Origin of the sequence: Streptomyces sp. NPDC019443 (assembly GCF_044389785.1) — a bacterium.
GTDB lineage: Bacteria > Actinomycetota > Actinomycetes > Streptomycetales > Streptomycetaceae > Streptomyces.
The window spans coordinates 251,352-272,001 of record NZ_JBIRYJ010000007.1; the positions used below are offsets into that span (position 1 = coordinate 251,352).

A 20,650-nucleotide genomic window follows, 5' to 3' on the forward strand; every position below is an offset into this window, starting at 1 on the left:
GTGCGGGCATGTCGTCCGGACAGATTCCACCAGGCATTCGGAGCCCATGGAGCGGCGGATTGGTCCGGGTCCGCAGATGGTTGCACGTGACCGGATGACGGTCAGCGGCGAGGCAGCTATCCGGGCGTGGGTCGCCAGTTGGGCGCATGGCGTTGGCAAGGGCGGACTTGGGCCCTGGCGGTCGACAGAGCCCCCGCTGCTTGGCGAAAACCCCCACACCTCATCGCGAAAGCCCCCGGCCGCATCGCGCAACCGGGGGCCGAGGGGAGCCAGCGTCAGGCCGCCTTCTCCTGTTCGCGCTCCACCTGTTCGTTCCACTCGCGTTTGACCGCGCGCCACGCCTCGTCCGACTGGCCGAGCCGCCAGTACCCCGAGATCGACAGCCGCTCGCGCGAAATCTGCCGGTCCAGTCGCAGCTGGCGGCGCAGCTCCTTCACGAAGCCCGCCTCGCCGTGGACGAACGCGCAGACGTCGCCCTCGGGGAAGTCCAGCGCGCTCACCGCCGCCACCAACGCCTCGCCCACCGGCCGCGCCCCGCGGTGCAGCCAGTTGATCTCCACTCCGTCCGGCGTGACGATCTTCTGCTCCTCCTCGGGGCCCGCGACCTCGACGAAGGCATGGACGTGCGCGCCCGCCGGCATCCGCTCCAGCGACGCGGCGATGGCGGGCAGCGCGCTCTCGTCGCCCACCAGCAGATGCCAGTCGGCCGCCGGGTCCGGGGCGTAGCCGCCGCCAGGGCCCTGGATCCTGATCGTGTCGCCCACGCGCGCCCGCGCCGCCCACGGGCCCGCCAGGCCCTCGTCGCCGTGGACCACGAAGTCGACCGCGAGCTCACGGTGGGCCGGGTCCCAACTCCGTACCGTGTAGGTGCGGTTGGCGGGCCACTGCTCGCGCGGGAACTCCGCGCGGATCCGCTCGATGTCGAACGGCTCCGGATACCTCACGCCCACGGGCGCGAACAGCAGCTTGATGTAGTGATCGGTGAACCCGTCGAGACCGAATCCCGCCAGCCCTTCACCGCCGAGGACGACACGCACCATGTGCGGGGTGATCCGCTCGGTGCGCACCACCCGCGCCTCGTAGGGCTTCGGTGCCTTGCGGGCCGGTCGTTCTGTCACGGCGGTCTCCCCTGGGCTCGTACGCTGCTTAGGTTAGCCTAAGTTAACACCTCAGTGCTGAAGTGTGGACAGCAGTCGCGTCAGGGCGCCGCCGAGCCCCCACTGGGCGGCCAGCTCGTCGAGCGTCGCCGGATCGCGGGGCTCGGAAGGCAGCGCGGGGTCGAAGTCGGGCAGCGGCACGTCGGACGCGACCCGTACGACCTTCGGCGCGACCGCGACATAATCCCTGGCCTCGTCCAGCCGCTTGCGCTGCGAGGGCGTCAGCTTCGCGGTTCGGTCGTCGACGGCGGCCATGATCCCGGCCAGATCGCCGAAGGTGTCCAGCAGCTTGGCCGCGGTCTTCTCGCCGATCCCGGGCACGCCCGGCAGCCCGTCGCTCGGGTCGCCGCGCAGCAGTGCCAGGTCGATGTACCCCGGGCCGTCGACGCCGTACTTCTCGCGCAGCCATGCCTCGTCCGTCACCTGGAGCGTTCCGACGCCCTTGAGCGGATACAGCACCCGCCGCCGGCGCACGTCGTCGACCAGCTGGAACAGGTCGCGGTCGCCGGTGACGATGTCGACCGGGCCGGTCGCACGCCCGGTGAGGGTGCCGATGACGTCGTCCGCCTCATACCCGTCGGCCCCGACGCGCGCGATGCCGAGCGCGTCGAGCACGTCCATGATCACCGGGACCTGGGGTGTCAGGGTGTCCGGGATCTCCTCCTCGTCAGGACCCGTCGCCGTCTCCACGGCGACGCGATGCGCCTTGTACGAAGGGATCAGCTCCACCCGCCATTGCGGCCGCCAGTCGTTGTCCCAGCAGGCCACAAGGTCGTCGGGGCGATGGTCCTGGACCAGTCGCGCGATGAAGTCGAGCAGCCCGCGCACGGCGTTGACCGGGGTGCCGTCGGGGGCCCGGACCGAATCCGGGACCCCGAAATAGGCGCGAAAGTACAGGGAAGCAGTGTCGAGGAGCATCAGGCGTCGCGTCACAGACCTGATGATGCCGCACCCCACTGACAGCCACCCCGTGCGCTGCCCTTCGTGCGAAGGAGCAGGACGCGGTCCGCGCCTGGCTCGAGGAGGACCCGGGCCTCGCCGACAAGTGGACTCCCCTCGCCAGAGTTCAGCAGTGAAGACCTGGATGAAGCAGAACCCGGCATAGCGGAAAAGATGGCTCCGCAGTAGCCCGCAAAGTAGCCCGCAACATGTACAAGGGGTGGCCCCGCCAGTGGCGGAGCCACCCCTTGTGGCTTTCCGGTCCGCGGGCCGGCCCGCACGGGGATGGACTTGCAGGGAAGCCCGGGCAGGAAGCTGCGTAAGGTGAGACTGGACCAGGGAAGGGGAGCCCGGCAGATGGACGCGAAAGGCGCGAAGGACGCGATGGACGCGATGGATGCGATGGGCCCGAAGGACCCGAAGGAGACCGAACCCCTTCGGGTGGGCGCCGCTGTGCGCAGGCGCCGCCGTGCCCTGGACCTCACTCTCGCCGCGGTCGCGGCGCGCAGCGGCCTCTCCGTGCCCTTCCTCAGCCAGGTCGAGAACGAGCGGGCCCGCCCCAGCATGCGCTCCCTCCAGCGGGTCGCGGACGCCCTGGAGACCACGACCGGCCGACTGCTTGCCGCGTCCGACGCAGCGCGCACCGTCAATGTCGTACGCGCGGCAGCGGAAGGGGCACGGCCGCCGGGCACAAGGCCCCGTCGGCTCGTGCGGGGGCACCACCAACTGCAGGCCCTGGAATTCACCGGGGAGCATGATCCGGGACGCGAATTCCAGCACCGCAACGACGAGCTGATGTACGTCGCCGACGGCGCCGCGGAGGTCGAGGCGGAGGGCCGCGCCTACCGGCTGGCGCGCGGCGACACCCTCTTCCTATCCGGCGGCGTACGGCACCGGTGGCGCGCCACCGCCCCCGACACCCGGATCCTCGTCGTCTCGGTCGCCGACCACATCGACGACGCGGGGCCCGAGCCACGGCGCTGAGGGGCGGCCGCGTGCGCGTCGTGTCGCTGGTGCCCTCGCTGACCGAGGCCGTGGCCGTCAGTGCGCCCGGACGGCTGGTCGGGGCCACCGACTGGTGCAGCCACCCCGCCGAACTCGATGTCGTACGGATCGGGGGCACCAAGAACCCGGACGTGGGGGCGGTGATCGGGCTACGGCCCGATCTGGTGATCGCGAACGAGGAGGAGAACCGGGCGCCCGATCTGGCCGCGCTGCGGGCTGCGGGTATCGAGGTGCTGGAGACGGAGGTACGCGACCTGGAGCAGGCGTTCCGCGAGCTGGAGCGGGTGCTGGCAGCCGTCTGCGGGCAGGCCCGGCCGCGCTGGCTCGACGAGGCGCGGCAGGCGTGGTCCGCGGTCGCGCCGGTGGGGGAGTGGCAGGCGGTCGTGCCGGTCTGGCGGCGGCCGTGGATGGTGCTCGGCCGCGACACCTTCGCCGGCGATCTGCTGGCCCGGCTCGGCGTTCGGAACGTGTACGCGGGGCACGCCGAGCGCTATCCACGCATCCCTGTGGACGAACTGCGGGACAGCGGCGCCCAGCTTGCGGTCCTGCCCGACGAGCCGTACCGCTTCGCGGCGGACGACGGGCCCGAGGCATTTCCGGCGATGCCGGCCGCGCTGGTCAGCGGCAGGCATCTGACCTGGTACGGGCCGTCGCTGGCCCAGGCGCCTTCGGTGCTCGGCGCGGCGCTGCGACGAGCAACCCGGCAGCTGGGCTGAAACCTGCCCGTGCCACCGGCTGGGGGCGGGCGAACCGATCGTCGTATCGGCGGGGGCCGGACGGGACCACATGGTTGACAGGTGGTCAGAGAATCCGGTGACCGCCGGATGTCGGGCTGCCGCACCGCCGCAAACCTGCTAGCTGTGAACGCGGTAGCGAAGCAGACATGCCATGAACTCCCCAGAAACACCGGGTTGAGTCTCGGCTCTCACATGCCCTCAAGAAAGGTCCGGGATGCCCAAAATTTTCGGTATCGCCCTCCTTGCGCTCGTGCTTGCGGCCGCATCACCGACCCCCGCGATGGCCAAGGCGCCCGCACAGTCCGACCAGATCCCCGGCGGGTACATCGTGACCCTCAAGGACACAGCCGCCCCCGAGGGCACCGATATGAACGAGGCTGTGGACGCGTCTGTCGAGCAGGCATCCACCCTGGGTGCCAGGGTGCAGCACGTGTACCGCTACGCCCTTCACGGCTACTCGGCGTCCATGAGCCCCAGCGTCGCAGCCAAGCTCGCCGACGACCCCCGGGTGAGTTCGGTGGAGCCCGACCGGGTGGTGCATGCCACTGCCCAGTCGACCCCGACCGGTGTGGACCGGGTGGAGGCCGACCAGAGCCCCACGGCGGACATCGACGGTGTCGACGACGCCCGGGTGGACGCCGACGTCGCGGTCATCGACACCGGGATCGCCCCGAACCACCCCGACCTGAACGTGTACCGGGCCGGCGGCAAGAGCTGCTGGCTGTCCTTGCTGCCCCCCTACGACTTCCACGGCCACGGCACGCATGTCGCCGGAACCATCGGCGCCGTGGACAACGGCACCGGCGTGGTCGGTACGGCACCGGGCGTCCGGCTCTGGCCGGTGCAGGTGCTCAGCCCCCTCGGCAGCGGCAGCACCTCGAACGTCATCTGCGGCATCGACCACGTCACCGAGCACGCCGACGAGATCGAGGTTGCCAACATGAGCCTGGGCGGATCGGGCACCGACGACGGCAACTGCGGCAAGACCAACAACGACGCCATGCACCAGGCGATCTGCAATTCCGTCGCCGCCGGCGTCACGTACGCGGTGGCGGCCGGCAACGACCACTCCGACGCCGCGAACATGATCCCAGCCGCGTACGACGAGGTGATCACCGTCAGCGCCCTCGCCGACTTCAACGGCAAACCGGGGGGTCTCGGCGCGGCGACGTGCCGCAGCGACGTGGACGACACCTTCGCCAACTTCTCCAACTACGGCCCCGATGTCGACCTGATCGCGCCAGGGGTGTGTATCCGCTCCACCTCCAGCTCCGGCGGCTATACGACGATGTCCGGCACGTCGATGGCCGCGCCCCACGTCGCGGGCGGCGCAGCCCTGTACCTGGCCAAAAACTCCGGTGCATCGCCCCAGACCGTCAAGGCGGCTCTGCAGGCTGCCGGCAGCTTCGACTGGACCTGGCCGTCCCAGGACGGCGACGGCACCAAGGAGCCTTTGCTCAGACTCACGAACTTCTGACGGCGGCCGTCCTTCCGACGGCTGTCACCTGAATCATGATGTGGGCGCGCACCGGCATCGGTGCGCGCCCACACGCGTCGAGCCCGTCTTCACAGGCGCTGCGAGCAGCGCTCCGCCGAACAGGCCGCGCAGCGTACGGACGCCGGTCACCGCCCATGCGGCGACGAGGAACGCGTACAGGCCGACCGCGAGCCATTCGATGGCCGCCAGGCCGGTGTGGCGCGCAAGGCCCTCCGCGCCGGTCACGCAGGTGCCGACCGGGAAAGTGAAGGCCCACCAGGTCAGCGCGAACGGCATGCCGTCGCGCGCGGCCCGAACGACCATCGCACCGGCAAGCGCCAGCCACATCAGGGCGAAGCCCATCACGGGGATGCCGTAGATCACGGCGAAGGCGGCGAGCCCTTCGGCGTACGGTGCCTGGATCGCGCCCGGGGCCACGTCCGCCAGCTTGCTGACCGCGGTGGTCGACTGGCCGAGCGGGCCGAGCACCAGGAAGAGGGTGGGGGTCAGCGCGAGGGGCAGCGGGCCGTGGTGGACCAGCCGGGCGAAGACCATCGGCAGGATGAGCAGCGAGGCCAGCAGGCTGACCCCGAACATCGCGTAGCTCCCCAGCAGCATCGCCTCCCGCCACTGCCCGGCAGGCAGCCGCGGTACCAGGAGAGGGCCGAAGGACGCGGAGACCATCGGGGCGACGACGGGCAGCAGCCACACGGGAGAGGCAGTGCCGGGTGCGACTTTGTGGCGTACGACCATCAGATACGGGACGACCACGGCGGCGGCGAGCCCTGTCAGGGTGCCGGCGCAGAAGAGCGCAATCGCCGTCGCCACGGCCGCGGGTTCGCCGATCACGTCCCGGCCCACGGTCAGGGTGCCGATGCCGACGGCCAGCAGCGCCATCGACAGACAGCCGTAGAAGGGCGCGACCGCCGGGTCGAGAAGGTGGGCGCGGGCCTGGTCACGATGGTGGGCCCAGTGCGCGGCGCGGGCGGCGAGGACGACGGCCAGCAGCGCGGCGGACAGCGTCCACACCGCGGTGCAGGCCGTCCGCAGGCCGGGGATGCCGACGGGCAGGGCAGCGCCGGCGTTCGCGACGATGGCAGTGCCCATGACGGTCGCGTACCAGTTGGGGCCGAGGTGGCGGAGGGCGGGCAGCCGTACGGTGGTGAGGATGGACGCGGCAGTGCGGCGGCGGGGGTGGGGCTGCACGGCGGTGACCATGTCTTCACTCTCACCTGGGCCAGGACTCCCCACCAGGGATCTCTCACCTATGGCCCCATAAGCTGGATTTATGAGCGACGAGGAAGAACAACGGGTGCCGTTGGCGCACCGGGTGCCGGACCTGGGCGCGCTCGAGCTGCTGCTTGCCGTCGCGCGGCACGGCAGCCTGGGGCGGGCGGCGCGCGAGCTCGGCATCACCCAGCCGGCGGCGAGCAGCCGGATCCGCTCGATGGAACGCCAGCTGGGGGTGGCTCTGGTCGACCGCTCTCCGCGCGGGTCCCGGCTGACGGACGCGGGGGCGCTGGTCACGGACTGGGCGCTGCGCGTCGTGGAGGCGGCGGAGGCATTCGACGCGGGGGCGCAGGCGCTGCGAGGGCGGCGCGATTCGCGGCTCAGGGTGGCGGCTTCGATGACCATCGCGGAGTACCTGCTGCCGGGGTGGCTGATCGCGCTCAGGGCCGGGCGCCCCGGCACGGCGGTCTCGCTGCTGGCCGGGAACTCCGCGGTGGTGGCTCAGCGCCTGCTCGCGGGCGAGGCGGACCTGGGCTTCGTGGAGGGCCTGTCCGTGCCGGACGGCCTCGACGGGGCGGTCATCGGCCACGACCGCCTCCTGGTGGTCGTGGCCCCGAGCCATCCATGGGCCCGCCGCCGCGCCCCGCTGACCGCGGCGGAGCTGGCCGCCGCGCCGCTGATCCTGCGCGAACGGGGTTCGGGTACCCGTCAGGTCCTCGACTCGGCCCTGTCCGACTGCGGCGGCCTGGCCGAACCGCTGCTCGAACTCGCCTCCACCACGGCGGTCAAGGCAGCGGCGGTGAGTGGTGCGGGCCCGGCGGTCCTGAGCGAACTGGCGATCACAGAGGAACTGACGGCGCGCCGCCTGACGAGCATCCCGCTGGCCTCGGTCGACCTCCGGCGCGCTCTCCGCGCGGTCTGGCCGACGTCCCACCGGCCGACGGGCCCGGCGCGGGATCTGCTCACGCTGACGAGGAGACGCCCGACGTCCGGCTGACGCCGGATTCCCCGGGGGTGCGGGGGCGCGGATGCGCCTGCGGCGGGCGTTCCCGCGCCCTCCGCCTACGCCCTGGCGGGCGTGGGGGGGACCCCCCCGAACTGGGGCTTCGCCCCAGACCCCGTACGCCCTTCTGGGGGTCCCCCCACGCCCTCAGGGCGTAGGGGAAGTGTCCTCAATCTCCCCCAGACTTCGTCCGGGGGAGACCCCCAACGGGCTGGATTTCCGCCGGGGCGAAAATCCAGCCTCGCCGGCGATTGAGGCGCGGTCCCGGACGCGAAATTTCAGCCCCTCCGGCGATTGAGGAGCGGGGTACGGGGCGGAGCCCCGTCAGGCCGAATGTTCAGCCTCGCCGGCGTTTGCGTCGCGGGGTCCGGGGCGGAGCCCCAGTCGTGGGAAAGGCCTCCGTCAAGGCCTCGCCGCGGCGACCAGCGCCGACATCACCCGCATGTCGTCCCCCGCCTCCGGATGCCACTGGACCCCCAGCGCCCACCCCGCTCCCGACAGCTCCACCGCCTCCACTGTGCCGTCCTCCGCGTGCGCGCTCGCCACGAGGGTGTCGGCCAGGCGGTCCACTGACTGGTGGTGGTACGTCGGGACCGACGACTCCTCCGGGACGATCTCCGCGTACCGCGTCCCCGGGACCGGCTTGACGGTGTGGGCGCCGAAGACGCCCACACCCCCGACGTGCCCCTCCAGGTGCTGGACCAGCGTCCCGCCGAGCGCAACGTTCAGCAGTTGCAGGCCCCGGCAGATCCCCAGCAGCGGCGTCCCGGATGCCAACGCCGCCCGGATCAGGGACAGTTCCCACGCGTCCCGGTCCCGCGCCGGCGGGCCCGTACGCTCCTCGGGCTCGGCCCCGTACCGTACGGGCTCGACATCCGCGCCGCCCGCGATCACCAGGCCGTCCAGCCGGGACACGACCGGCTCGGCCTGGGCCGGGTCGTCGGGCGGGAGGAGCGCCGCGAGGCCGCCGACCGCCTGGATCAGGCGGGGGTATCCGGCCGGCAGCAGCGCCGCGGGCATCTCCCACACGCCCCACACGGCCGGCTCCAGGTACGTGGTGACGCCGATGAGCGGCTTGGACACAGTGACTCCGTTCTGTTCCGTTCCCTTGCATCCTGTTTTGGGCTCAGTCCCGTTCGAGTTCGGCCTCGGCCGCCGCCAGCGCCGCGAACTCCTCCTCCGGAGCCCGCGCCACCAGATGATGGCGACTGTAGATCGCGAAGTAGGCGAGTGCGACGGCGTAGACGCCCAGCGCGATGAAGGCCGCGTCCTTGTCCACGAGGAACGTTGCCACCAGCGCGGACAGCGCAAGGATGAAGGCGACGGACGAGGTGAGCGTGCCGCCGGGTGTGCGGTACGGGCGCGGGAGCTCCGGCTCGCGGCGGCGCAGCACGATGTGCGACAGAGCCATCAGCGCGTAACTGATCGTGGCGCCGAAGACCGCGATGTTCAGCATCCGCGCGCCGTTGCCCGTCCCCGCCGCCAGCGCGAAGCCGATCGCACCGGGGATCAGCAGCCCGAGGTACGGCGACTTGCGCCGGCTGGTGAGGGAGAGGAAGCGGGGGAGATAGCCGGCCCGGGAGAGCGCGAAGAGCTGGCGCGAGCCCGCGTAGATGAGCGAGAAGAAGGACGCAACCAGGCCCGCCAGGCCCGCGTAGTTGACGAAGCGGCTCAGCGGTGTCGGATCGCCGCTCCCCTGCAACGCCACCACCAGCGGATTTCCGGCTTCCTGGATCGCGGCGGAGCCCTGCGCGCCCGTCGAGGCGAAGAACGTCAGCACGGCCAGCAGCACCAGGATCCCCATCGAGATGGCGAGCGCCCGCGGCATCGAGCGCACCGGGTCCTTCGCCTCCTCCGCCGCCAGCGGCACGCCCTCGACACCGAGGAAGAACCACATGCCGAAGGGGAACGCCGCCCAGATGCCGAGCAGGCCGAACGGCAGCCAGGAGCCCGAGCCGAACGCGTCCTTGTCGACGGGGATGTCGTCCAGACCGCCCGCGCTGAACTCCGTGAACGCGCCGACCGCGAAGATCAGCAGCGCCGCGACCGCGATCGCCGTCACCACCAGGCTGAAACGCAGCGCCTCGCCGACGCCCCACAGATGGATGCCGATGAAGATCGCGAAGCAGGCGAGATAGACCGGCCAGCCGGACTCCAGGCCGAACAGGCCGAGCGATTCGACGTAGTCGCCGATGAAGATGGCGATCGCCGCGGGCGCGAGTATGTACTCGATGAGGATCGCGGTGCCGGTCAGGAACCCGCCCCAGGTGCCGAGCGCGCGGCGGGCGAAGCCGTAGCCGCCGCCCGCCGTCGGCAGGATCGCCGACAACTCGGCGAGTGCGAAGACGAGACAGGCGTACATCGCGCCCATCAGGAGGGTGGCGATCGCGAGCCCGCCGAAGCCGCCCTTGGACAGGCCGATGTTCCAGCCGGAGAAGTCGCCGGAGACGACATAGGCGACGCCGAGCCCCGTGAGGAGCAGCCAGCCGGCGCTGCCCCTGCGCAGGGTGCGGCGGTTCAGATAGGCGTCGTCGGCGGGGGACTGTTCGCGTGTGGTGGTGCCTTCGGCCATGAGTCGCTCCTGGCAGAGGTCAATGGTTTGTGCGGACACCTTTGCGGCAGGTATCGGGAATGCGCAAGCCCTGTGCGTAAAGCTGCGGTTACGGTTCGGTCGCCGTCGACGGTCACGAGAGGGTCACGAGAGGGGCGGGCGAGGGTCAGGAGAGGGGCGGGCGAGGAGCAGGCGAGGAGTGCAGGAGAGCGTCAGGAGAGGAAGCCGCGTAGTAGCGCCGCCGTCCCCTCGCAGTGCTCCCGCATCACCTCGCGCGCCGCGTCCGCGTCCCCCTCGAGCACCGCGTCGACCAGCGCCGTGTGCTGGTGCTGCGAGTGTTCGAGGTTTCGTACGAGCAGCGGAATGCAGTCCAGCAGATCGTTCAGCGTGGCGCGCACCGCGGCGTACTGCGCGGTCAGCGTGGGGGAGCCGGAGAGCTCGGCGAGGGTCAGATGCAGCAGCGTGTCCTGGCGCCGGTACTCGGTGAGCGGCGCGTCGTGCGTCGCGGCCAGGGCCGTACGCAGCCGTTCCGCGCCCTCGTCGGACAGGCCGTGCGCGGCGCACAGCCCGGCGGCCCCCACCTCGAGCACCTCGCGGAAGCGCAGGGTGTCCTCGACGTCCACCTCCGCCACGCGTCGGCGCAGCTCGTCCTCGCCGTGGGTGTCGGGGCGGTGCAGTACAAACGTGCCGCCGTAGCGACCGCGTCTGCTCTCCACGAGCCCCTGGTCGGTGAGCACTTTCAGCACCTCGCGCAGCGTGACCCGGCTGATCCCTATCCGCTCCGCGAGCTCGCGCTCCGCGGGCAGCCGCTCCCCGCGGGCGACCAGTCCGAGGCGCAGCAGCTGAAGAATCTGCTCCAGTGCTTCCTCGAAGCCGTTGCCCGCGCGCACAGGGCGCAGCACGGGCGTCAGCGGGTCGGCCGCGTCGTTCTTCTTCGCCACGTCGCTGTTTCCTCTTCCCATGCATTGGTCTTCAGTAATACCTTATGGCTTCCGGCTGACCCAAGGAGGCGTAATCCCGTGGCAGACCGCAAACCCCCGCTCGGGGTCGAGGAGCTTCGCGCCCTCGTCGCGAGCGGTGAGATCGACACAGTCGTCCTGGCCTTCCCCGATATGCAGGGGCGGCTCCAGGGCAAGCGGTTCGCCGCACCCTTCTTCCTGGACGAGGTCCTGGAACACGGCACCGAGGGCTGCAACTACCTCCTCGCCGTCGACACCGAGATGAACACAGTCGACGGCTACGAGATGTCCTCGTGGGAGCGCGGCTACGGCGACTTTGCCATGCACCCCGACCTCACCACACTGCGCCGTGTTCCCTGGAACGAGGGCACCGCGCTGCTCGTCGCCGACCTCGCCTGGAATGACGGCTCACCCGTCGTCGCCGCGCCCCGCCAGGTCCTGCGCCGGCAGCTGGACCGCCTCGCCGAGCACGGCTTCACGGCGCACGTCGGCACGGAGCTCGAATTCATCGTCTTCAAGGACACCTACGAGGAGGCCTGGGACCGCAACTACCGCGATCTCATCCCGGCCAACCAGTACAACATCGACTACTCCGTCCTCGGCACCGGCCGCATCGAGCCGCTGCTGCGCCGGATCCGCAACGAGATGGCGACCGCCGGCCTGGTCGTCGAGTCCGCCAAGGGCGAGTGCAACCCCGGTCAGCACGAGATCGCCTTCAAGTACGACGAAGCCCTGGTCACCTGCGACCAGCACGTCATCTACAAGACCGGCGCGAAGGAGATCGCCTCCCAGGAGGGCGTCTCGCTCACCTTCATGGCCAAGTACAACGAGCGCGAGGGCAACTCCTGTCATATCCACCTCTCGCTCCAGGACGAGACCGGCGCGAACGTCATGGCGGGCGACGGACCCGGCGGAATGTCGCAGGTCATGCGCCACTTCCTGGCCGGACAGCTGGAGGCGCTGCGTGACTTCTCACTGCTGTACGCGCCCAACATCAACTCGTACAAGCGCTTCCAGCCCGGCTCCTTCGCGCCGACCGCCGTCGCCTGGGGCTACGACAACCGCACCTGCGCGCTGCGCGTCGTCGGCCACGGCCGGTCGATGCGGTTCGAGAACCGGCTGCCGGGCGGCGACGTCAACCCCCACCTGGCCGTAGCCGGTCTGGTCGCGGCCGGTCTGTACGGCATCGAGCAGCAGCTGGAACTGCCGGAGGAGTGCACCGGGAACGCGTACACCGCCGGATACGCGCAGGTGCCCACCACGCTGCGCGAAGCCGCCGAACTCTGGGAGAACAGCCCCATCGCCAAGGCCGCATTCGGCGACGAAGTCATCGCGCACTACCGCAACATGGCGCGGGTCGAGCTCGAAGCCTTCGACGCCGCGGTGACCGACTGGGAGCTCCGCCGCTCCTTCGAACGTCTGTGAGGCACGCCTTGCCGTACGCGTACCACGAGGTGCTCAACCCCGCGACCGGGCAGGTCGTCGAGACCGTCCGGGCGACGACGGCCGCCGAGGTCGACGCCGCCGTCGCACGGGCCGCAAAGGCCCAGCAGGGCTGGGCGGCCGCCGCACCCGCCGACCGGGCCAGGCTGCTGCGGCGCTTCGCCGCGGTCGTCGACGAACACCTCGAAGAACTCGCCCGGTTGGAGGTGCGGGAGGCCGGGCACACCATCGGCAACGCCCGCTGGGAAGCGGGCAACGTCCGCGACCTCCTCGACTTCACGGCCGGGGGAGTCGAGCGCCTGAATGGCCGTCAGATTCCCGTCGCGGGCGGCCTCGACATCACCATCCTCGAACCGCTCGGTGTCATCGGCGTGATCGCGCCCTGGAACTTCCCCATGCCGATCGCCGCCTGGGGCACGGCCCCGGCCCTCGCCGCCGGCAACGCCGTCCTCCTCAAGCCCGCGGAGACCACCCCGCTCACCGCGCTGCGGCTGGCCGAACTCGCCCTGGAGGCAGGCCTGCCAGAGCACCTTTTCCAGGTGCTGCCGGGCGCGGGCGACGAAGCGGGCAACGCGCTGGTCGAGCACCCGGGTGTCGCGAAGATCGTGTTCACCGGTTCCACCCGCGTCGGCAAGCAGATCATGGCCAAGTGCGCGGACCGCGTGAAGCGCGTGACCCTCGAACTCGGCGGCAAGAGCCCGAACATCGTCTTCGCCGACTCCGACCTCGAAGCCGCGGTCGCCGCCACCCCCATGTCCTTCCTGGACAACAGTGGCCAGGACTGCTGCGCCCGCACCCGCATCCTGGTGCAGAGCTCGGTGTACGACCGTTTCCTCGACCTTCTCGCCCCGGCGATCGAGTCCGTCGTCGTCGGCGACCCGGCCGACGAGAACACCCAGATGGGCCCGCTGATCTCGCAGGCTCAGCTGGAGCGGGTACGTGCGTACGTCCCCGACGAGCTGAAGGCGATCCGCGGCACCGCCCCACAAGGTCCTGGTTTCTGGTTCCCGCCGACCGTCCTCACCGACCTCGCGCCCAACGCCCCCGCCGCCTGCGAAGAGGTCTTCGGCCCGGTCGCCGTCATCCTCCCCTTCGACGACGAGGCCGAAGCGATCCGGCTCGCCAACGCCACCGAGTACGGCCTGTCCGGCTCCATCTGGACCCGCGACGTGGGCCGCGCGATCCGCGTCTCCCGCGCCGTCGCCGCCGGCAACCTCTCCGTCAACTCCCACTCCAGCGTGCGCTACTCGACGCCGTTCGGCGGCTACCAGCAGTCCGGCCTCGGCCGCGAACTCGGCCCCGACGCCCTCACCGCTTTCACCGAAACCAAGAACGTCTTCATCAGCACGGAGGCCTGAAGCAATGACCGCCCAGAACATCTGCCGCCGCCTCGTCGGCCGTACCGCCGTCATCACCGGCGCCGGCAGCGGCATCGGCCTGGCCACCGCGCGCCGCCTCGCCACCGAGGGTGCCAACGTCGTCTGCGCCGACATCGACGAGACCGCGGGCAAGGCCGCGGCCGACGAGGTCGGCGGCACGTTCGTACGCGTCGACGTCACCGACGCCGAGCAGGTCGAGGCGCTGTTCAAGACCGCGTACGACACCTATGGCAGCGTCGACATCGCCTTCAACAACGCGGGCATCTCGCCGCCCGACGACGACTCGATCCTCACCACGGGCCTGGATGCCTGGAAGCGCGTCCAGGAGGTCAACCTCACCTCCGTCTTCCTGTGTTGCAAGGCTGCCATCCCCTACATGCAACGCCAGGGCCGCGGCTCGATCATCAACACCGCGTCGTTCGTGGCCGTCATGGGCGCGGCGACCTCCCAGATCTCGTACACCGCGTCCAAGGGCGGCGTGCTCGCCATGTCGCGCGAGCTCGGCGTGCAGTTCGCCCGCGAAGGGATCCGGGTGAACGCGTTGTGCCCCGGGCCGGTCAACACCCCGCTGCTGCAGGAGCTGTTCGCCAAGGACCCGGAGCGCGCCGCGCGCCGCCTGGTCCACATCCCGGCCGGACGGTTCGCGGATGCGGACGAGATCGCCGCCGCCGTGGCCTTCCTCGCCAGCGACGACTCCTCGTTCATCAACGCGACCGACTTCCTCGTCGACGGCGGAATCGCGGGCGCGTACGTCACTCCCGTGTAGAAGCACGGAAGCGGCCCGCCTAGGGTGGCCCGATGAGCATGACGACCCCGGCGGGCTGGTACCCGGACCCCAACGTGCCCGGCAGCGAGTGCTGGTGGGACGGGGCCGCCTGGACCGCGCATACACGCGCGGTCCAGGCGCAGGCCCCGTCCCAGGCGCAGGCCCCGTCCCAGGCCGCCGGGTTCGGCCCGCCGACCGTGCCGATGCAGCAGGCGGCACCCGGAGCCGGCGGCAAGGCGCGGCTGGTGGCGCTCGGCACCGCGGGCGTGGTGCTCGTCGCGGCGGTCGCCACCGGCGCGGTGCTGCTCGGAAACGACGACGGGGATGCGAAGCCCGAGTCCGCGCCGATCGTTTCCGAACCGGCCTCGACGACGGCGGACCCGAAGAACAGCCAGGCCGCCACCCCGCCCGCGGGCGACGACTCCGCGCTGCTGACCGACCAGCTCAACGGCATCACCATGGCCGTCCCCGAGGGCTGGGAGAAGTCCGACAGCTCCCTCGACGAGGGCACCACGATGGTGACGGACGAGACCTACGACTGCCCGGGAGGCGGCTCCTCGCTCTGTCGGCACGGCCGGGTGTCGTCGATCACCGCCACCCAGACCGATGTGAACTCGCCCGCGGTGCTCGCCAAACAGGACATCGTGACGGCGGCGGACAAGGCGTACAAGGAAGACACCCTCGGCACCCGCATCCACGGCGGCATCAAGTCCCACGCCGTGCTCAAGTCCCAGTCCATCGCCGTCGCCGGGCGGGCGGGCTATCTGGTGCGCTGGCGGGTCACCACCGGAGCGGGCCCCGGCGGGTATGTCCAGTCGCTGGCCTTTCCCTCGACGGTGGGCACCGGGGCGATAATCGTCGTGCGCTTCGCCTTCGACGCGGGTCCGGACGGGCCGAAGCTCGCCGACATGGACAAGATCGCCGCGAGCATCCGCCCGATCGGCGACTCCACGAGCGGCGGAGTCGGCAGCAGCATCGGCCCGTAACGAGCCCGTCCGGCGATTGAAGACACGAGGACGAACGGCCCCCCTCCGGGCGGTCCGGCGGGGCCGCCTCAGAGGCTGGCGGGCCGCCTCAGAGGAAGGTACGGCCCTCGCCCCGGTACGTGGGCGCGGTCCCCGTCACCCGGTCGCCCTCGATCAGTTGCAGCGTGTCGAAGCGCTCGCACAGCTCCCCGGCCTTGGCGTGCCGGAACCACACCTTGTCGCCGATCAGCAGATCGTCGGCAGCCGAGCCGAGCAGTGGGGTCTGCACCTCGCCGGGCCCCTCCTGCGGGTCGTAGCGCAGCCCCTCCGGGAGATACGGGACGGGCAGCCGATCCGCGCCGGCCGCACCCGATGCCGGGTAGCCGCCGCCGAGCACCGTCACCACGCCCACGCCCGGCCTGCGCACCACTGGCTGTGCGAAGAGCGCGGCGGGACGCCCCGTGAACGAGGTGTAGTTGTCGAACAGCCGCGGGACATACAGCCCGGACCCGGCGGCGATCTCGGTCACCGCGTCCTCGGCCGCGGTGTGCTGGACGCTGCCGGTGCCGCCGCCGTTGACGAACTCCAGGTCCGGCGTCACGGCCCGCACCGCCCGCACCACCGCGGCCCGCCGGGCCGCGAGCTCCTTACGGGCCGCGGACTGCATCAGCCGGACGGCCCGCGAACGCAGCGGACTGCCCGCCACCGCGTCCCCGACACCCGCCACATGTCCCTCGTACGCCATCAGCCCCACCAGCCGGAAGCCCGGGCGGCGCGCGATCGACCGCGCCAGCTCGGCCAGCTGGGCGGGCCCACGCAGCGGCGAACGCAGGGCCCCGATCCGTACCCTGCCGCCCAGCAGGTGCAGCGCGGTGTCGAGTTCCAGACAGACCCGGATCTCCTCCTTGCCGCCGGCCCGCGAGCAGTCGATCAGCTCCAGCTGCGCCGCGTCGTCGACCATCACGGTCACGGCGGCCGCGAGCTTGGGGTCGCCCGCGAGCTCCGCGAACCCGGACCGGTCCGCGGACGGGTAGGCCAGCAGTACGTCGTCGAACCCGGCCCGCGCCAGCCACAGCGACTCGTCCAGCGTGAACGACATGATCCCCGCGAACCCGTCCCGCGCCAGCACCCGTTCAAGGAGTGCCCGGCAGCGCACGGACTTGCTCGCCAGCCGGATGGGCTTGCCGCCCGCTCTGCGCACCAGATCGTCGGCGTTGGCGTCGAACGCGTCGAGATCGACGACTGCGAGCGGCGCATCGAGATGGGCGGTGGCCCTGTCGTAGCGGGCCCGGTCAGCGGCACGGGGAGTCATGGCCTGAGCTTGCCAGACCGAATTACCGCAGGGTAGGGGGACGTTTTGCGCAGATCCCCCCGGACCCCTGGTCTCGTTGCCGCGGCGCGTGTCCCAGCCCGTAGAGTGACGCACACGCGGTGACGAACGGGCCTGCCCCGAGAGGCGATCCGTTGGTGTACGTGGACGAGAATTCAGGGGGCGGGATGAGCACGGAGGCGCAACGTCCTCCCGGCCCGGCCTCGCCTCAGCCCGACGACGGGGAGCCGACGCCGAGCACGTCCCGCATCACGGAGGAGCTGGTCCCGCCGGATACGGCCCCGAGGACGCTGCGGGCATCGAGCATCACGAAACTGGTTTCCCCGGAGCCGGTGCTCCCGCCGCCGGGGCCGAGGGCCCCGCGGCATCCGGAGACACCGGCGGGCGAGCCGTCTGCCGACGCCCAGGCCCGGCCGACCGCTCCTGCGATCCGGCCCGCGTCCGAGTCCGGCGGCTCCGGTCGGACCGAGCCGGCCGCGGCCACCCCTGACATGCGGTCCGCTGACATGCGGTCCGCGTCTTCGGGCAGCGGCTCCGCCGGGCTGCCCGAGCCGGACGCCGTCTACGGGCCTGCTGACGGCGGGCGCCGCCCGTCCTCCTACCCGCTGCCGTCGCAACCGTCGTCCGGTGTCCCGCCGCGTCCGGAGGTAGCGCCCGCCCGCTCCGGCGCCCCCGTGCCCCCGCGTCCGGCCGCCGCCGAGCGCCCCGCCCCAACCCGGCCCGGCGCGTCCCCGAGCGGGCTCCGGTCTGCCGTTCCGCCGCCGAGTGCGCCCGCGTCGCAACCGTCGTCCGGTGTCCCGCCGCGTCCGGAGGTAGCGCCCGCCCGCTCCGGCGCCCCCGCGTCGCCGCGTCCGGCCGCCGCCGAGCGCCCCGTCCCAACCCGGCCCAAGGCGGCCTCCGCACCCCCCGTCCCGCCCGTAGAGACCACCGCCCGGCTGCGACCCATCGCCGCGCCCCCCGGCCCCCGTACCGACTCTGCGCCGCTGCCGCCCGAGGTGCCGCCGCGGCCCGCCGGTCCGCCTTCGCGGCGCAGGGCCGTCGGGTCCGTCGACCTCACGCCCCGGCCCGGCGCACGACCCGCGCACCCCGGCCCCGGAGCCGACGGCCGGTACTGGGCGCTGCCGGAGAGCCCGGCCGAGATGACCACCCGGCTCCGTCCCGTACGGACCCGGCACCCCGCGCGCACCCTCGGCGCCGTCGCCTGTGTCGTCCTCGGGCTCGGCCTGATCGGCGGCGCGGCCACCGGCAGCTGGCTGACCGGCGACTCCAGCGCCGACGCCACCGCTCGTACCTCGTACACCGAGACCCGCACCCTCTGGCACAGCGTCCCCGTCGACACCCTGTTCCCCCGCACCCTCAAGGGCGAGGACGCGGGACCCGGCGGAGCGGACCGGGTCTGGACCCGGATCGCCGTCGCGCCCGACGGCGACTGCGCGAGCGCCCTTGACCCGCTGCTGGTCACGACGTTGCAGCCGGTCGGCTGCGCCCGCGTGCTGCGCGCCACCTACGCCGACGCGACGGCCAGCAGCGTCACCACGGTCGGGCTGATCTTCACCGAGGCCGACGCGGCCGCCATGCACGCGCTGGCCTCCCGCTTCACCGCAGAAGGCCTCGACGAGCGCCCCGATCTGATGCCCCGCACCCTCCCGGCCAAGGGCACCGTCGCCGCCGGCTTCGGCGACCGCCAGCGCGCCAGCTGGACCGTGAACGTCCTCACCGAGGCGCCCGTCGTCGTCTACGCCGTCTCCGGCTTCGCCGACGGCCGTACCGTCACCGACCCGCAGCCCGCCGACGAGGCCAAGGCCAAGGGCGCGACGTCCGCGCCCGCCCAGGCGGGCCTCGGCCATGAGGCCAAGGGCATCGCGGACCGTATGCAGCGCGTACTGCGCAGGACTGTCAGCACGGCCACGGAGAAGCCCGAATGACCCGCCGCCCCGTCACCGGACACCGCCTCCGCCACCGCATCGCCGCCGCCCTCGCGGCCGCCGCCCTCGCGCTCCTGCCGACGACGCCCGCGCACGCGGACGGCATACGGCCCCAGCAGTGGGCGCTCAGCTCCATGAACACCGACCGGGCCTGGCGCACCACCAAGGGCGAGGGCATCACCGTCGCGGTCCTGGACACAGGCGTCGACGACCGCCACCCCGACCTGACGGGCTCCGTCCTGCCCGGCAAGGACTTCATCGGCTTCGGCGCCCGGCGCGGCGAACGCGCCTGGGCACGCCACGGCACCGCCATGGCCGGCATCATCGCCGCCCACGGCCACGGCCCGGGCAGCGAAGACGGCGTCATGGGCATCGCGCCCGACGCGAAGATCCTCCCCGTCCGGGTCATCCTCGAAGGCACCGACAAGGCCCGCGAGAAGGCCCGCAACTCCCGCGGCAACGCTCTCGCCCAGGGCATCCGCTGGGCCGCCGACCAAGGTGCCGACGTCATCAACCTCTCCCTCGGCGACGACAGCGAGTCCGCGCACCCCGAGGCGGCCGAGGACGCCGCCGTGCAGTACGCGCTCGCCAAGGGTTCCGTCGTCGTCGCGTCGGCCGGCAACGGCGGCGAGAAGGGCGACCACATCTCGTACCCCGCCGCCTACCCCGGCGTGATCGCCGTGACAGCCGTCGACCGCTTCGGCACCCACGCGGCCTTCTCCACCCGCCGCTGGTACGCCACCGTCAGCGCCCCCGGCGTCGACATCGTCATGGCCGACCCCGACCAGAAGTACTACCAGGGCTGGGGCACCAGCGCGGCCTCCGCCTTCGTCTCCGGCGCGGTCGCCCTGGTCCGCGCCGCCCACCCGGGCCTGACCCCCGCCCAGATCAAGAAGCTCCTCGCGGACTCCGCCCGCAACGGCCCCAAGGGCGGCCGCGACGACGCCAAGGGCTACGGCATCGTCGACCCGGCCGCCGCGATCAAGGCGGGCGCGAAGCTGCGCCCCGCCGGCCTGAAGGCCGCCTCCTCGGGTTACGACAAGGAGTACTTCGGCCCCGGCCCCGCGGCCGTGAAGAAGGACGTGGAGCCGGCCGGCTGGCTCGCCCCGCTCGCGGGCGGCATCGGCGCGCTCGTGCTGGCGGGCGCGGTCGTGCTCTGGCGCGGCGGCCGGGTCAGAGGCGCCTGACCGCCTCCCGCACCGCCGCCTCGACGCACGCGATGCCCTCCTCCTTCGTCCCATGCCCGTCGGAGAGCACCGCGATGAGCCGGCCGTCGGCCCGCCCCACCGAGTGCACGACCCACAGCCCTGTCCCCCGCATCGGCATCCAGCCGTTCTTGAGCGCCCACGCGCCGCCCGCGGCCGACACCCCCCAGTCCTGCCCCTGGGCCACCTGGCCCATGAGGGCCCAGAGATACGCGTACGGGCCGTCGAACACGGCCCGCATCAGCGCGAGTTGATCCGCCGCGGTGGTCCGCGTCAGCCCCCACGCCGTCTCGGCCCGCGTCTGTGTGAGCCCGAGCCGCGCATGCGCGGCGTCCAGCCCCGGCGCGCCGCCGATCGTCTCCCACAGCGCGGTCGCCGCGTCGTTGTCGCTCCGTACGATCATGGCCTGCGCCAACTCCCGCTCCCGCGCGGTCAGCGGACGCCCCTCCAGCAGCAGCGCGGCCAGGATCGAGACCTTCACGATGCTCGCCGAGGGATACGCCCGCTGCTCGCCGTACGACAGGCCGGGCACGGCGACCGAGACACTGGCACTCATACCAGGGAGGTTAGGCTCGTCGC

General features: G+C 72.0%; 19 protein-coding genes. 10 read left to right on the forward strand and 9 right to left on the reverse strand.

From position 1 onward, the window contains the following. Positions 1-275 precede the first annotated feature (275 nt). Positions 276-1,118, reverse strand: coding sequence for a siderophore-interacting protein (locus ACH492_RS23650; RefSeq protein WP_398989579.1), 843 nt, complete (start codon positions 1,116-1,118; stop codon positions 276-278). Between the two features lie 51 nt (positions 1,119-1,169). After that, entirely contained in the window at positions 1,170-2,075 is a 906-nt protein-coding gene (locus ACH492_RS23655; protein ID WP_398989754.1) for a 5'-3' exonuclease H3TH domain-containing protein, read from the reverse strand. A 414-nt stretch (positions 2,076-2,489) separates the two neighbouring features. On the opposite strand from ACH492_RS23655, the gene ACH492_RS23660 reads away from it, so the two are divergent. The 3 genes from ACH492_RS23660 to ACH492_RS23670 all read left to right on the forward strand — a co-directional run bounded on the left by ACH492_RS23660 (position 2,490) and on the right by ACH492_RS23670 (position 5,315). Further along, on the forward strand, positions 2,490-3,080 hold the full coding sequence (locus tag ACH492_RS23660; protein ID WP_398989755.1) for a helix-turn-helix domain-containing protein: 591 nt from the start codon (positions 2,490-2,492) through the stop codon (positions 3,078-3,080). Between the two features lie 11 nt (positions 3,081-3,091). Then, complete coding sequence (locus ACH492_RS23665; protein ID WP_398989581.1) at positions 3,092-3,817, forward strand: helical backbone metal receptor; 726 nt, start codon at positions 3,092-3,094, stop codon at positions 3,815-3,817. A gap of 235 nt (positions 3,818-4,052) precedes the next feature. Then, positions 4,053-5,315, forward strand: a complete 1,263-nt coding sequence (locus tag ACH492_RS23670; RefSeq protein WP_398989583.1) for a S8 family serine peptidase — start codon at positions 4,053-4,055, stop codon at positions 5,313-5,315. A 33-nt stretch (positions 5,316-5,348) separates the two neighbouring features. On the opposite strand, the gene ACH492_RS23675 is transcribed toward ACH492_RS23670, so the two are convergent. Next, the gene (locus ACH492_RS23675) at positions 5,349-6,533 is read right to left on the reverse strand and encodes a TDT family transporter (protein ID WP_398989585.1); all 1,185 of its coding nucleotides are present in this window, start codon (positions 6,531-6,533) and stop codon (positions 5,349-5,351) included. 70 nt (positions 6,534-6,603) lie between these two features. On the opposite strand from ACH492_RS23675, the gene ACH492_RS23680 reads away from it, so the two are divergent. Then, entirely contained in the window at positions 6,604-7,542 is a 939-nt protein-coding gene (locus ACH492_RS23680; RefSeq protein WP_398989587.1) for a LysR family transcriptional regulator, read from the forward strand. 408 nt (positions 7,543-7,950) lie between these two features. Here the strand turns inward: ACH492_RS23680 and ACH492_RS23685 are convergent, their stop codons facing one another. From ACH492_RS23685 to ACH492_RS23695, 3 genes are all read right to left on the reverse strand, one after another. Further along, positions 7,951-8,631, reverse strand: coding sequence for a gamma-glutamyl-gamma-aminobutyrate hydrolase family protein (locus ACH492_RS23685; protein WP_398989589.1), 681 nt, complete (start codon positions 8,629-8,631; stop codon positions 7,951-7,953). 43 nt (positions 8,632-8,674) lie between these two features. After that, positions 8,675-10,120 carry an ethanolamine permease gene (eat, locus tag ACH492_RS23690; RefSeq protein ID WP_398989591.1) on the reverse strand — a complete coding sequence of 482 codons (1,446 nt, stop codon included), beginning with the start codon at positions 10,118-10,120 and terminating at the stop codon, positions 8,675-8,677. A gap of 191 nt (positions 10,121-10,311) precedes the next feature. Beyond that, entirely contained in the window at positions 10,312-11,061 is a 750-nt protein-coding gene (locus tag ACH492_RS23695) for a FadR/GntR family transcriptional regulator (RefSeq protein ID WP_398989593.1), read from the reverse strand. Between the two features lie 57 nt (positions 11,062-11,118). On the opposite strand from ACH492_RS23695, the gene ACH492_RS23700 reads away from it, so the two are divergent. Genes ACH492_RS23700 through ACH492_RS23715 form a run of 4 tightly spaced genes read left to right on the forward strand, consistent with a single transcriptional unit; the run spans position 11,119 to position 15,632 of the window. Next, positions 11,119-12,483, forward strand: a complete 1,365-nt coding sequence (locus ACH492_RS23700) for a glutamine synthetase family protein (protein WP_398989595.1) — start codon at positions 11,119-11,121, stop codon at positions 12,481-12,483. Then, positions 12,450-13,859, forward strand: coding sequence for an aldehyde dehydrogenase family protein (locus tag ACH492_RS23705; RefSeq protein WP_398989756.1), 1,410 nt, complete (start codon positions 12,450-12,452; stop codon positions 13,857-13,859). The genes ACH492_RS23700 and ACH492_RS23705 overlap by 34 nt, the downstream gene beginning before the upstream one ends. A gap of 4 nt (positions 13,860-13,863) precedes the next feature. After that, the gene (locus ACH492_RS23710; protein WP_307664525.1) at positions 13,864-14,646 is read left to right on the forward strand and encodes a 3-oxoacyl-ACP reductase; all 783 of its coding nucleotides are present in this window, start codon (positions 13,864-13,866) and stop codon (positions 14,644-14,646) included. Between the two features lie 32 nt (positions 14,647-14,678). Continuing rightward, positions 14,679-15,632, forward strand: a complete 954-nt coding sequence (locus ACH492_RS23715; protein ID WP_398989597.1) for a DUF2510 domain-containing protein — start codon at positions 14,679-14,681, stop codon at positions 15,630-15,632. A gap of 88 nt (positions 15,633-15,720) precedes the next feature. On the opposite strand, the gene ACH492_RS23720 is transcribed toward ACH492_RS23715, so the two are convergent. Both ACH492_RS23720 and ACH492_RS23725 read right to left on the reverse strand, forming a co-directional pair. Beyond that, positions 15,721-16,923: an amino acid deaminase/aldolase gene (locus ACH492_RS23720; RefSeq protein ID WP_398989599.1), complete on the reverse strand. Its 1,203-nt coding sequence runs from the start codon at positions 16,921-16,923 to the stop codon at positions 15,721-15,723. Between the two features lie 226 nt (positions 16,924-17,149). After that, positions 17,150-17,449 carry a hypothetical protein gene (locus tag ACH492_RS23725; RefSeq protein WP_398989601.1) on the reverse strand — a complete coding sequence of 100 codons (300 nt, stop codon included), beginning with the start codon at positions 17,447-17,449 and terminating at the stop codon, positions 17,150-17,152. Positions 17,450-18,080: 631 nt separating this feature from the next. On the opposite strand from ACH492_RS23725, the gene ACH492_RS23730 reads away from it, so the two are divergent. Together ACH492_RS23730 and mycP are read left to right on the forward strand one after the other, a co-directional pair. After that, positions 18,081-18,866, forward strand: coding sequence for a hypothetical protein (locus tag ACH492_RS23730; protein ID WP_398989603.1), 786 nt, complete (start codon positions 18,081-18,083; stop codon positions 18,864-18,866). Continuing rightward, entirely contained in the window at positions 18,863-20,053 is a 1,191-nt protein-coding gene (mycP, locus tag ACH492_RS23735) for a type VII secretion-associated serine protease mycosin (RefSeq protein ID WP_398989605.1), read from the forward strand. The genes ACH492_RS23730 and mycP overlap by 4 nt, the downstream gene beginning before the upstream one ends. Here mycP and ACH492_RS23740 read toward each other — a convergent pair. Continuing rightward, positions 20,040-20,627, reverse strand: a complete 588-nt coding sequence (locus ACH492_RS23740) for a serine hydrolase (protein ID WP_398989607.1) — start codon at positions 20,625-20,627, stop codon at positions 20,040-20,042. The two genes, mycP and ACH492_RS23740, sit on opposite strands and share 14 nt — an antisense overlap. Positions 20,628-20,650: the final 23 nt, after the last annotated feature.